Source organism: Paraburkholderia xenovorans LB400 (genome assembly GCF_000013645.1).
GTDB classification, from domain to species: domain Bacteria; phylum Pseudomonadota; class Gammaproteobacteria; order Burkholderiales; family Burkholderiaceae; genus Paraburkholderia; species Paraburkholderia xenovorans.
Map to the genome: position 1 here is coordinate 3,597,504 of NC_007951.1, position 11,504 is coordinate 3,609,007.

The following is an 11,504-nucleotide window of genomic DNA, read 5'->3' on the forward strand; positions in this document are numbered from 1 at the left end:
TATGTCCGAGCAGCAGCACGTCCGTGCTGACGGGACGGTCACGTTCCTTCCGCACCGGCTCAACCGCCATCCCGTTGTTGTGCGCGGCCTCACCGCCGACGAGCTGTGGATCTGCTGCGGCCTGTCCGGCGCCGCCGGCCTGCTGGTCGGTGCGCCGCTGTCCTGGGTGTTCCGCACGATCGCGCTTGCACCCACGTTCGTCGTGCTGGGCGTGGCCTTCGGCGTGTTCATCGGGGGCGGCATCCTGCGTCGCCTCAAGCGTGGGCGTCCCGACACCTGGCTGTATCGGCAACTCCAGTGGCGCATCGCCACGCGCCACCCGCTGGTGGCAGGCTGGGTGGGCGGCCATGTACTGATCTCACGCTCCGGCTTCTGGACCACCCGAAGGTCTGCAGCAAGGGGGTCACGATGAGCCGTTTCAAGAACGAGATCACCCATCTGCAGGCGCACATCAAGACGCTCCGCCTGGGTGCTGGCGCGCTGGTCATCGTCGCCCTGGTCATGGGCGGCGGCTGGTGGAGCGCTCCGCGCGACTTGACCATCCACGTCCCTCCTGATCTGCGCTCCGGCAGTACCCGCAAGTGGTGGGAAGTGCCGCCCGAATCGGTCTATGCGTTCACGTTCTACGTGTTTCAGACCCTCAACCGCTGGCCGACGAATGGTGAAGAGGACTACGCACGCAATCTCCACACGCTCTCGCCGTACCTCACGCCGTCGTGCCAGGCCTACCTGCGGGCGGACTACGACTACCGCCGCTCCACGGGCGAGCTGCGCCAGCGCGTGCGCGGCATCTACGAAATCCCCGGTCGCGGCTATGGCGACGACCCCACGGCGCGCGTGCGCGTGGTGTCCGACCGCGACTGGGTGGTGACGCTGGACATCACCGCCGACGAGTACTACGGCGCCGAGCAGGTCAAGCGGGCCCTCGTGCGCTACCCCGTGAAGGTCACGCGGGTGGACGTCGATCCGACGCGCAACCCGTTCGGCCTGGCGCTCGACTGCTACGACGGCACGCCCCAGCGCATCAGTACGCCGGAGCCAACGCGCCCGGCGCCAAGCGGCCTGTCTCCACAAGCGCCCCAAGGAGGAAGCACCCCATGAAGCACCCTGTATTCAAGCTGCCGGGGCTGTTGGCCGTGGCCGCCGCAGTGGTCATGTCCTCCGCTGCCCAGGCGGTGGAAATCCTGCGCTGGGAACGCATGCCGCTGGCGGTGCCCTTGAAGGTCGGCCAGGAGCGCGTCGTGTTCATCGACAAGAACGTCCGCGTCGGCGTGCCCGCTGGCGTCAGCGAACGCCTACGGGTGCAGAGCGCGGGCGGCGCGGTGTACCTGCGCGCCAGCGAGCCGATCGAGCCCACACGGCTGCAACTGCAGGACGCCGACACGGGCGCGCTGATCCTGCTGGACATTGCGGCCGAGCCGCCCAAGGACGGGGAAGCCGAGCTGGAGCCGGTGCGCATCGTCGAGGGCAACAGCACCCCGGCACGCTATGGCGATCAGCCCGGCGATGCCGACGATGCCCCGGCACGCGCCCAGGACCCGACAGGCACGCGGGCAACGCGCCGCGAAACCCCGGTTCCGGTCGTGCTGACGCGCTATGCCGCGCAAAACCTCTACGCACCGCTGCGCACTGTGGAGCCGCTACCGGGCGTCATGCGGGTGAACCTGCGCCGCGACTTCGACCTCGGCACGCTGATGCCGACGCTGCCGGTGCGCGCGGTCGCGCTCGCGTCGTGGCGTCTGGAAGACCAGTGGGTCACGGCCGTGCGCCTGACCAATAGCAGCGGCGGCTGGATCACTCTCGACCCCCGCGTGCTGCAAGGCGACTTCCTCACCGCCACCTTCCAGCACGAAGCACTCGGCCCGCGCGGAACGCCCGAGGACACGACCGTGCTGTACCTGGTGACGCGCGGGCACGGCCTTGCCCAGTCGCTGCTGCCGGCGATCAACCGCTTCGACCCAGCCGCGCATTTGCCGCAACCCGAAGCCGAGGCCACCACCGCCAGCAAGGAGTCCCGCCATGCGCAGTAACGGACTCCTGAAGTGGTTGATGATCCCCGTGGCCCTGCTGGTGCTGTTCGTCGCCATCCGGATGTTTTCGGGTGGAAGCTCGTCTGCGCCTCCCGCCGCGGATGCCGGCGCCAAGCTCACGCCGGAGGAAATGAAGGCGCTGGGCATCGAGGGCGATACCCCCCGCGATACCGTAGCGACGCTCGTGGCGCAGGTGAAGCAGTTGCGCACCGAGCTTCAGACGGTCCTGTCCGACAACAAGTCCCAGCGCGAGGAGAACCAGCGCCTGCGCCAACGCGAGAACTCGATCGACCAGCGCATCAATTCGGCCCTCGAATCCGAGCGCTCCAACCTGCGCCGCGACCAGCAGCAGGCGGCCAGCGAGCGCCAGCAGACCGAGGGGCTGCTCGCCGACCTACAGCGGCGCTTGGAAAGCATCGGCGGGCGTGGCGGCGGCCACGCCGATCTACCCGTGGGCCTGGGACTGCGTGACGGCGACGAGGCAGGCATGGAAGGCGGCGTGCGCTGGGTCGAGCCGAACGACGCTAAGCCCGCTGATGGGCGTAACGGCAGTCGTGCCACGGGTGGCGGCACGAGCTTTCCGACGAGCTTCGGCCCTGCGCAGAGCACGCTGGAAACCACGGCGAAAACCGTGGCGAACGCGGGCGCCCGCGCCGCAGGCGTCAAGAGCGCCAAGCCGGTCTATACGGTGCCTACCAACTCGACGCTGATGGGGTCGGTGGCTATGACGGCGCTGATCGGCCGCGTGCCGATTGACGGCACGGTCAACGATCCGTATCCGTTCAAAGTCCTGGTCGGCCCCGACAACCTCACGGCAAACGGCATCGACATTCCCGATGTGGCCGGCGCCGTGTTTTCCGGCACTGCCTCGGGCGACTGGACGCTCTCTTGTGTGCGCGGCCAGGTGCGCAGCATCACCTTTGTGTTCCATGACGGAACCATTCGGACGATTCCCGAAGACCGCGACGGCAACCAGCAGAACAATCAGCAGCGCGACGGATTGGGCTGGATCAGCGACCCGTATGGCATTCCTTGCGTCAGTGGAGAGCGGCGCAGCAACGCCCAGCAATACCTCGGTTCGCAGGCGCTCATCACCGCGGCGGGTGCGGGCGTGGCCTCGCTTATCGACAGCGACAGCGGCCAGATGTCCTACGTGGGCGCAGACGGTTCCATCGGCAGCGTCGGCATTTCCAGCAACGAAGCCGTAGGTCGCATCCTGGCCGGTGGCGTGCGGGACATGGCCGATTGGGTGAACAAGTTGTACGGCCAGGCCTTCGCCGCCGTCTATGTCCAACCCGGCGCGAAGGTCGCCGTCCATCTCGAAAAGCCGCTCGCCATCGATTTCGATCCCGAAGGCCGCAAGGTCGATCACCGCGCAGGAGAAAGCCATGCTCTCGAACTTGAATAAGGGCCTGGCGCTGGCTCTTGCCGTCGCGGTGCTCGGCGGCTGCGCCACCAGTAAGGAAAAGCTGCTGCCGCACGGCGACAGCACAATGATGGACATCTGGCAGACCAACGCCGGCGACGGCGGCGGTGGCGCCGGCCAAGTGGCGCGCAGGCAATTGCTCGATGCACGCCAGAGCCTGCGCCGGCCGCTGACCGACGCCGACGTGCAGGCCGCGCCCGCCGAGCAGATGCGCTACACGCGGACCGCGCGCAACGAGGTCTATCGCCAGTTCCAGCGTCTGCCCAATCCCGACCTGGTGATGTACGTGTACCCGCATCTGGCGGGCACGGACCCCGTGCCGGTTCCGGGCTACACGACGGTCTTCCCCCTCTACCAGCGCGTGCAGTACGCCATGCCGGGCGAGCGCGTGGAGGACTACTGATGCGCTGGAAACTCCCCTGGCCGAAGCTGGCCGCATCCGGCGCTGGCGAGGACGAGCAGCCGGACGGCTGGCAGCGCCACGTCGAGACCTTGCGACAGGCCGGCATCCCTGAACCCGGCGCGGCGGTCCAGGACCGCAGGCCGGCGACCTTGGCAGACGAGCAGGCGCTGTACGACGTCGCGCCGTCCTTCACGGAACTGCTGCCTTGGGTGGAGTTTCTGCCCCAATCGAAGTCCATGCTGCTGGAGGACGGGCAATCGGTCGCGGCCTTCTACGAGCTGGTGCCGCTGGGCACCGAAGGTCGGGAACCCGGCTGGCTCGCGCATGCCCGAGATGCGCTCGAAAACGCGCTGCAAGACTCGTTCGACGAACTGGACGAGAACCCCTGGGTGCTTCAGCTCTACGCGCAGGACGAGCCCAGCTTCGACCAGTACATGCAGACCCTGCGCGACTACGTGCAGCCGCGCGCCCGCGGCACGGCGTTCACGGAGTTCTATTTGCGCTTCTTCGGCCACCACCTGCGGGCGGTGGCCAAGCCGGGCGGGCTGTTCGAGGACACGGTGGTCACGCGGCTGCGCTGGCGGGGTCAGACGCGGCGCGTGCGCATGGTCGTCTATCGCCGGGCCACCGGACAGGCGAGCCGCCGCGGCCAGACGCCAGAACAAATGCTCAATATCGTCTGCGACCGCCTGTGCGGCGGGCTGGCGAACGCTGGCATCCAGGCTCGGCGCATGGATGCGGCCGGGGTTCACGATTGGCTTTTGCGCTGGTTCAACCCGCGCCCAACTCTGCTGGGGCCGGGCGTGGAAGACCGCGAGCGGTTCTACGCGCTCGCGCGCTACCCTGACGAGACCGAGGAAGGCGAGATCGAGCTTGCGAGCGGGCGTGATTTCAGCCAGCGGCTGTTCTTCGGCCAGCCGCGATCCGACGTGGCGCACGGCACCTGGCACTTCGACGGCATGCCGCATCGCGTGCTGATCACCGACCGCCTGCGCATGCCGCCCGGCACGGGGCACTTGACCGGCGAAACCCGCAAGGGCGATGCGATCAACACCCTGTTCGACCAGATGCCGGAAGACACGCTGATGTGTCTCACGATGGTTGCCACACCGCAGGATGTCCTGGAAGCGGACCTCAACCACCTGGCAAAGAAGGCCGTGGGAGAGACGCTGGCGTCGGAGCAGACGCTCAAGGACGTGCAGGAGGCCCGCTCGCTGATCGGCAGCGCGCATAAGCTCTACCGGGGAACTCTGGCGTTCTACCTGCGCGGGCGCGACGAGGCGGAACTGGACCGGCGCGGGCTGGACTTGGCGAACGTCATGCTCAATGCCGGCTTGCAGCCGGTGCGCGAGGACGACGAGGTGGCGCCGCTCAACAGCTACTTGCGCTGGCTACCGTGCTGCTACAACCCCGGCCAGGATCGGCGCAAGTGGTACACCCAACTGATGTTCGCCCAGCACGCGGCGAACCTGTCGCCGGTGTGGGGCCGCGCCCAGGGTACGGGGCACCCCGGCATCACGATGTTCAACCGCGGTGGTGGGCCGATCACCTTCGACCCGCTCAACCGCCTGGACCGGCAGATGAACGCGCATCTGTTCCTGTTCGGTCCCACCGGCTCCGGTAAGAGCGCCACACTCAACAACCTCTTGAACCAGGTCACGGCCATCTACCGGCCGCGCCTCTTCATCGTGGAAGCCGGCAACAGCTTCGGCCTGTTCAGCGATTTCGCCAAGCGCCTGGGCCTCACCGTAAACCGGGTCAAGCTGTCACCTGGCTCGGGCATCAGCCTCGCGCCATTCGCCGATGCGCGCCGGCTGATCGAGACGCCAAGCGACGTGCAGACGCTCGATGCCGATGCGCTGGATGAAGACCTACCACCGGATGCCTCGGCCATGGAGGCGGACGAACAGCGTGACGTGCTGGGCGAACTGGAGATCACGGCGCGTTTGATGATCACGGGCGGCGAAGACAAGGAAGAAGCCCGGATGACGCGGGCCGATCGCTCGCTCATCCGCCAGTGCATCCTCGACGCCGCCGAGCACTGCGTGGCCGAGAAGCGCACGGTCCTCACGCGCGACGTGCGCAATGCGCTGCGCGCCCGGGGCCAGGACCCGACACTGCCCGAGATGCGCCGCGTGCGGCTGCTGGAGATGGCAGACGCGATGGACATGTTCTGCCAAGGCACGGACGGCGAAATGTTCGACCGCGACGGCACGCCGTGGCCCGAAGCCGACATCACGCTGGTGGATCTGGCGACCTACGCTCGTGAGGGCTACAACGCCCAGCTCTCCATCGCTTACATCAGCCTGATCAGCACGGTGAACAACATCGCCGAGCGCGACCAGTATCTGGGCCGCCCGATCATCAACGTGACCGACGAAGGGCACATCATCACGAAGAACCCGCTGCTCGCGCCCTACGTGGTCAAGATCACGAAGATGTGGCGCAAGTTGGGGGCCTGGTTCTGGCTCGCGACGCAGAACATCGACGACCTGCCGCGTGCCGCAGAGCCCATGCTCAACATGATCGAGTGGTGGATCTGCCTGTCGATGCCGCCGGACGAGGTGGAGAAGATCGCCCGGTTCCGCGAACTCTCGCCCGCGCAGAAGGCGCTGATGCTTTCGGCGCGCAAAGAGGCGGGGAAATTCACCGAGGGCGTCATCCTCTCCAAGAGCATGGAAGTGCTCTTCCGCGCTGTGCCGCCAAGCCTCTACCTCGCGCTCGCGCAAACCGAACCCGAAGAGAAGGCCGACCGCTACCAGCTCATGCAGCAATACGGCTGCACCGAACTGGAAGCGGCCTTCAAGGTGGCCGAGAAGATCGACCAGGCACGCGGCATCGAGTCGCCAGCCCTGGAACTGTCGTAAGCCGGAGAACGCCATGGAACAGAAACGTCCTTCCATTCCGATACAGGTGCAGGCGTTCCGTCGTCGTCACTGGCGGCCCCGCTGGCCTTGGGCCTTGGCGGTTGCGCTGATCGCGCTGCTGCTGATCTGGCTCGTGTCCCGGTCGCCCGGCGAATCCTCACCGCAATCGCCGACGCCGGTCAGCACGGCGCAGGTGGCCGGGCCTCCCTGGCAGATGGGCAACCCGGAGGGCCGTTTCACGCTGACGCTCTATGCGGATCTCGAATGCCCATTCTGCCGGGAGTACTTCCCGCAGCTCAAGCGCTGGGTCGGCCGCAACGCCGATGTGGTCCTGCAATGGCACCACCAGCCGTTGGCCGCGCACGAGCCGGCCGCGTCGGCCGAGGCGCGTCTTGTCGAGTGCGTCGCCGAAGCTGGCGGGCATGCTGCCTTCTGGCAGGCCGTCGAGTGGGTCTATGCTCACACACGCAGCGACGGCCAGGGATTGCCCGATGGCCTGCGCTACCCCGAATCTACGCCGGCCGTCGAACAGTGCATGGCAAGCGAGCGGGCCGATGCAGTCATCCATGCCCAGGCCGTGGAAGCCACGAAAAGTGGTGTAACGGCCACGCCGTCGCTGCGCCTGCTTGATCGCCAGACGGGCCAGGCCATCCTGCTGCAGGGGCCGATCGAAGGCGATGCCTTGCTGTCGGCGATGGACATGCTGTCCGCTGCCGAACCAGCCGCCACACCTACCGCCGAAATGCCTGCCGACGTTGTCGGCGACATGCCCAGGTAGTCCTCGGTCTTCAAGGCTACGGCGCGGTTGCCCGCGCTGACCGATACCCGTTCGCTCCGCATCCTGGCCGCGAACAATCACCGCTGCGCGGTGGTGGATGCACCTTGTTCCGTTGTTTCTATCCCAGGAGGGCTTGCCCTCCCAGGGTGTGCGCCCTCCGATCTCACCCTCCGGAGGTTCGCCATGTCTTTCGTCGTCAATGACTCCTGCATGGAGTCGCTTTCCGCCGTCGCAGCCCATCATGAGGACTGGATCATCCAGCAGGCTATCGCGTTGCTGGAGAGACGGATCTTCAAAGTCGGACCGTGCCTCAGCGGACCGGCGGCCGTGCGGGATTATCTGCGTTTAAAACTGGTCGCTGAGCCCAATGAAGTGTTCGCAGCCGTGTTCCTGGACAGCATGCATCAAGTGTTGGCCTACGAGCCGCTGTTCAGGGGCACGATCAATTCGACTGCGGTCTATCCGCGTGTCGTCGTACAGCGTGTATTAGAGCTGAAAGCCGCCGCAGTGGTCTTCGCGCACCAGCACCCTTCGGGTTCCACCGAACCGTCGAACGCCGATCGCGCGCTGACCCAGCGATTGCAGGCTGCGCTGGCGCTCATCGATGTTCGGCTACTGGACCACATCGTCGTCGGTCTGGGAAACCCCTATTCCTTCGCTGAGCACGGCCTGCTGTAGCGCATCGCCTCATTGATCACTGCGGGGGCTTCGGCCTCCGTTTTTCTTCGCAGCGGGACAAGCAGGTATGCGGGGTGTCCGTGATGCGCATTGTTTGTTGGGGCTGCATCCGGTTCGCGTTTGACTATGGCCCTGATCAACTTCCAGGGGCACGCGACATGCCAGCTTCTTTTTCCAGGTTCTCGCCGCGCTGGCGAACCCTCGGCCTGGCCGTTGCGCTGCCGGTGGCGTTGGCCGCTTTTTGCCCGGCCACCTTCGCCGCCGACGTGCTGGTCGTCACCGACAGCCGGCACCCCCTCAAGACCATGGGCGGCGAACGGCTGATCGAGCTGGACGAAGCGCATCGGATTGAAGCGGAGCTTTCTGTCGAACTCCCCGCCGATTCTGAACAGGCTGCCGCCGTCGTCAAGCGTCGGCTGAATAGTGGCGGTGCCGACCTCCAGCGCCGCATTGCGTCCGCATACCAGGGCGTCACCGACGCATGGAGCCTGGGCATCACCAGCATCCCAGCCGTCGTGGTGGACCAGCGCTACGTGGTCTATGGCGAGCCGGACGTGGCCCGCGCCGTCGCGCGCGTTCAGCAGCACCGGAGGGCTCAGCCGTGACTCGTGCATTCGACCTGATGCGCCGCCTGCGTGCTGGCGTGGCGTCCGTGCTGCTGCTCAGCGCCACGGGCAGCTACGCGCTCAACACCGCAACCATCGTCGGCTCGGTGGCATCTCCAGACTGCCTCGAATACCGCGTCGTCGGGATCTGCTACTGGCTCTACTGTACCTGGACGGGCTGTACGGTACGCACGTCCATCAAGGTCCGCCACTACATCCCCGATGCGGTCGTCTCCAGCTACAGCAACACCGGCGAAAACCCCTGGATCGAAGTCCGGCCGATGAGCACGCCCAACCCATCCGCCCAAGCCGGCGGGGACGGAACGACGAACGAGGACCACGAAAACAACCTCGCCAAGTTCAAGAATGCGGACGTCATCGGCCACCCGGGCGCCGAGGTGTTCAACCAGTTCGTGTCGTCCTCGGGCTACTTCTGCGAGGGTGCGGGCACGGCGTTCATGCCGTACTTGCTCAGCACCCTGGACACGCTGGCCTGGCGCTACAACGTGCCCGAGATGGCCTACCCGGAGGCGCTGATTCCTGGCATGCGCGAGGTCGGCGCACGCACCACGATGAACCTCTGGGGCAACGTGTATCCCCGCGGTGGTTTTCTGCACCAGACCGACGACCACAAGACCGGCGCAGTGATCGCCCAGCGCGCAGGCGATGTCGTCACGCGCCGCGGGCAACTCCACGTCTATCAGCCGTTGCTTGCCAACCCCCGCGATGGCTACTGGCCGGCTGGCGCGCTGATGGAGGGCGATGCCTCGACAGGCAAGTGGCAGGAACTCACACCCGTCCTGTCATCGTCCTGCTCGGTCTTCCCGCGCAGCGGCTCCCTGACCCAGGCCCAGCAGGGCGATTACGCCTGGGCGCTATGGCGGCCGTATGCGTGCTGCGAACGCCGGGGCCAAGTGTTTCTCGGCAGCGTCGATTTCCTCTGAGGTGGTGCCATGAAGTTTCGTCCTGCATTCAATCCGTTCTCCCCCCGTGTACCTCGCACGAAGATCGTTCTGGCGCTGGCTGGTGCGCTGGCCTTGGCCAGCGGCGTGGCCTGGGGCCAACTGGGCTACCAGACGGGCGGCAGCGTCATCGGCGATGACGTCATGTACTCCATCGGTGGCGGCAGCGCAGTGTCCATGGGACGTGCCGCAGGAATGCAATCGATCGGCGTGGGCGTGGGCTGGAACTCAAATCTCGTCTGCGGCGACATGAGCCTCCAGACCACTCTGCGCAACCAGCTCAACGGCATCACGAACGGCTTTCAGCAGATCATGGGGAACGTGATCCAGAGCGCCACCAGCGCCGTGGCATCCCTGCCTGCGCTGATCATTCAGCGCGCCGACCCGGGCTTGTACAACCTGCTCACCAATGGCGTGCTGCAAGCGCGGCTGGATTTCGACCGTTCCAAGCTGACGTGCCGCGCAATGGCCGAGAAGATGGCCGACACAGCGGGCGGCCAGCTCGGCTGGAGCCGGATGGCAGAAGGTTTGGCGCTGCGCGATGCGGTGTCAAGCACGGATGCGGTCTCGGCCATCGAGCAGGCCGAAACGCGCCGCGGCAATGACGGTGTGCCGTGGGTCGGGGGTAGCAACGCGGGGGGCTCTGGTCAGCCCGCGATTAAGGTCGTCGGCGATGTCACCCGCGCCGGCTACAACCTAGTCAACGGCCGCGGCGTGACCGATACGTCGTCTATCGCACCGACCAGTTGTAGCAGCCTCTCGTGCCAGACCTGGACCTCGCCGCAGGCCGCCGTCGAGTGGGCCACGCGCGTACTCGGCGAGAAGGAACAGCGCACTTGCGATGCCTGCACCAAAACCGAGACGACGCCCGGCGTAGGACTGACGCCGCTGATCCAGGAAGAGTACGACGCCAAGCTGCAGGCGCTCCAGGATCTGGTGTCCAAGGCGAAGAACACGACGCCCGAGAACCTGCGCGAAGCTGGCAGTGCATCGCTGCCCATCACCCGCGGCGTCATCGAGGCGCTGCGCGACGAGCCGGACCAGCACCTGCTGTCGCAGCGCCTGGCGTCCGAGGTCGCGCTGTCCTCAGTGCTGGAGAAGGCGCTGCTGCTACAGCGCACGCTGCTCACGGGCAAGAAAGAGCCCAACGTCGCGGCCAACGAGCTTGCGGTGGAGAGCGTGAACAAGGAGAGCGATACGCTCGACCGCGAAATCCGCAACCTCAAGACCGAACTGGAGCTACGGCGCGAACTGGCGAATAACTCGCCCATGGCCATCATCCAGCGGCATGGCACGCGTGCGGCAGGCTCGCGCGGCATCTACGAGGGCGATCCCATCCCCGACCGTCTCGACCGGCTCCAGAAGGGCAATCCGGGAGGCAACCCATGAGCCCGATGCACGCCAGTTGGCTGCGTCCGCGCTGGCTGTTCAGCCGGCGCGCGGTGAAAACCTTGCTGTGGCTTGTGCTGGTCGTGGCCGCCGCGGTGGGGGCCAACGTCGCCGGCATCTACTTGGTCGGCAGTGTTGCGGCCTGGGAGCATTGGCTGGCGGCGTCCGCAGGGTATTTCTTCATCTGGCGGCTGTGCCTGTACGGCGCGACGGTCTATGGATGGGTCTGGATGCGCCGTCGGCTGCTGGCCCGCGAAGACAACGCGCAGGCGCGACGTCGGCTGATCCGCGCCGAGGTCGCCGGCGTCGTCGCCATCGTGGCGCTCGAAGCCAGCCTGTTGATGCAGGCCGCTTGAGGGGAGATCG

General features: G+C 66.5%; 12 protein-coding genes. All 12 read left to right on the top strand.

Annotated features, from left to right (window positions below):
• Position 1: 1 nt before the first annotated feature.
• The 12 genes from BXE_RS16035 (at position 2) to BXE_RS16090 (ending at position 11,494) form a co-directional block, all read left to right on the top strand.
• Positions 2–412 carry a TIGR03750 family conjugal transfer protein gene (locus tag BXE_RS16035; RefSeq protein ID WP_003290229.1) on the top strand — a complete coding sequence of 137 codons (411 nt, stop codon included), beginning with the start codon at positions 2–4 and terminating at the stop codon, positions 410–412.
• On the top strand, positions 409–1,101 hold the full coding sequence (locus tag BXE_RS16040; protein ID WP_003460319.1) for a PFL_4703 family integrating conjugative element protein: 693 nt from the start codon (positions 409–411) through the stop codon (positions 1,099–1,101). Before BXE_RS16035 ends, BXE_RS16040 begins: the two co-directional genes overlap by 4 nt.
• Positions 1,098–2,030: a TIGR03749 family integrating conjugative element protein gene (locus BXE_RS16045; protein ID WP_003290231.1), complete on the top strand. Its 933-nt coding sequence runs from the start codon at positions 1,098–1,100 to the stop codon at positions 2,028–2,030. Before BXE_RS16040 ends, BXE_RS16045 begins: the two co-directional genes overlap by 4 nt.
• Positions 2,020–3,438: a TIGR03752 family integrating conjugative element protein gene (locus tag BXE_RS16050; RefSeq protein ID WP_011489305.1), complete on the top strand. Its 1,419-nt coding sequence runs from the start codon at positions 2,020–2,022 to the stop codon at positions 3,436–3,438. The genes BXE_RS16045 and BXE_RS16050 overlap by 11 nt, the downstream gene beginning before the upstream one ends.
• On the top strand, positions 3,419–3,859 hold the full coding sequence (locus BXE_RS16055; RefSeq protein ID WP_003290235.1) for a TIGR03751 family conjugal transfer lipoprotein: 441 nt from the start codon (positions 3,419–3,421) through the stop codon (positions 3,857–3,859). The genes BXE_RS16050 and BXE_RS16055 overlap by 20 nt, the downstream gene beginning before the upstream one ends.
• A complete protein-coding gene (locus tag BXE_RS16060; protein ID WP_011489306.1) occupies positions 3,859–6,726 on the top strand; it encodes a conjugative transfer ATPase in 2,868 nt (955 codons plus the stop codon). Before BXE_RS16055 ends, BXE_RS16060 begins: the two co-directional genes overlap by 1 nt.
• 13 nt (positions 6,727–6,739) lie before the next feature.
• Positions 6,740–7,504: a DsbA family protein gene (locus tag BXE_RS16065; protein ID WP_011489307.1), complete on the top strand. Its 765-nt coding sequence runs from the start codon at positions 6,740–6,742 to the stop codon at positions 7,502–7,504.
• 183 nt (positions 7,505–7,687) lie between these two features.
• The gene (locus BXE_RS16070) at positions 7,688–8,182 is read left to right on the top strand and encodes a JAB domain-containing protein (protein WP_011489308.1); all 495 of its coding nucleotides are present in this window, start codon (positions 7,688–7,690) and stop codon (positions 8,180–8,182) included.
• A gap of 158 nt (positions 8,183–8,340) precedes the next feature.
• Positions 8,341–8,787, top strand: coding sequence for a TIGR03757 family integrating conjugative element protein (locus BXE_RS16075; RefSeq protein WP_011489309.1), 447 nt, complete (start codon positions 8,341–8,343; stop codon positions 8,785–8,787).
• Positions 8,784–9,731 (top strand): TIGR03756 family integrating conjugative element protein, encoded by a 948-nt coding sequence (locus BXE_RS16080; RefSeq protein WP_011489310.1) that lies wholly within the window; start codon positions 8,784–8,786, stop codon positions 9,729–9,731. Before BXE_RS16075 ends, BXE_RS16080 begins: the two co-directional genes overlap by 4 nt.
• Positions 9,732–9,740: 9 nt before the next feature.
• Positions 9,741–11,138, top strand: a complete 1,398-nt coding sequence (locus BXE_RS16085; RefSeq protein ID WP_011489311.1) for an integrating conjugative element protein — start codon at positions 9,741–9,743, stop codon at positions 11,136–11,138.
• Positions 11,135–11,494: a hypothetical protein gene (locus tag BXE_RS16090; protein ID WP_011489312.1), complete on the top strand. Its 360-nt coding sequence runs from the start codon at positions 11,135–11,137 to the stop codon at positions 11,492–11,494. The genes BXE_RS16085 and BXE_RS16090 overlap by 4 nt, the downstream gene beginning before the upstream one ends.
• The last annotated feature ends 10 nt before the right edge of the window (positions 11,495–11,504 follow it).